The organism is Vibrio sp. 10N.222.52.C3 (genome assembly GCF_041474195.1).
GTDB lineage: Bacteria > Pseudomonadota > Gammaproteobacteria > Enterobacterales > Vibrionaceae > Vibrio > Vibrio crassostreae_C.
The window spans coordinates 1-946 of sequence record NZ_JBFRTQ010000136.1; the positions used below are offsets into that span (position 1 = coordinate 1).

Below are 946 nucleotides of genomic sequence, written 5' to 3' on the forward strand. Positions count from 1 at the left end.
ATCTCGTATCTCGTATCTCAAATATCTTTTCTTCCACGCACAAAAAAGAGCACCGAAGTGCCCTTATTAGATTTTAAGCTAGCTATTAATAACTAACGATTATTGCCATATAGCTGAAAGTGAATCCATCAGGCCGCTCGTCGCACCTTGTGACTGCAATGCTTGAAGAATGATTGGCGCAAATGTCGTAACCATTGATGGATCCATGCCTAATCCAGAAAACGCACTTTCAACGGCACCTTGTGAGCTTAGTAGCGATGATAGCCCCGTAGACTCAAGGCTCGACATGCCTGGAATAAGTGTCGCGAGTTCTTTGTTGTCGGCTGTGCCAAGTGAGTTTTGTGCAAGGGCCAACATTGAACCAATACCGCCAACTGCTTGGTCGCTGGTAACAGAAGCTTGGTCAGCTACCGTATCCACAAGTGGTGTTGTTTCGTTCTGCTGAGACCACATATTCACTGCTGCCATTAGTGCAGTTTGTGATAGTTGGGAATAGTTGGTATCTGATGATGAACTGGTTTGTTCAGAGTCGCTAGTGCTAGCGCAAGAGACAACAGCAAGGCTGCTTAAAACTGTGATGAGTACTTTCTTCATTATTCGTCCTTAAGTAATAAAGTAATTTACTCTTTCACTATAAACGAAAAACGGCGATGTAGTCACATCGCCGTTGGATTATTTCAATTTTATTTGCCAATAGTATTTTGTTTTACTAAAGGTTTTTATAAAAATTAAAGAATAGCTAGAAGTTCTACTTCAAATACTAGAGCAGCAAATGGTGGGATTGCAGCACCTGCGCCACGCTCACCGTATGCTAGATCTTGAGGGATGTATAGCTTCCACTTAGAGCCAACAGGCATCATTTGTAGAGCTTGTACCCAACCTTGAATTACGCCAGTTACAGGGAATTCAGCAGGTTGACCGCGAGATACAGAGCTGTCGAAAACAG

2 protein-coding genes are annotated in these 946 nt (G+C 42.9%); both read right to left on the reverse strand.

Annotated elements, in window-relative coordinates; translation table 11 throughout:
- Positions 1 to 99: 99 nt before the first annotated feature.
- A complete protein-coding gene (locus tag AB4517_RS18910; RefSeq protein ID WP_017058875.1) occupies positions 100 to 594 on the reverse strand; it encodes a DUF2780 domain-containing protein in 495 nt (164 codons plus the stop codon).
- A gap of 134 nt (positions 595 to 728) precedes the next feature.
- On the reverse strand, positions 729 to 946 hold a 218-nt coding region (locus tag AB4517_RS18915; protein ID WP_170967442.1), incomplete at its 5' end, for an FKBP-type peptidyl-prolyl cis-trans isomerase.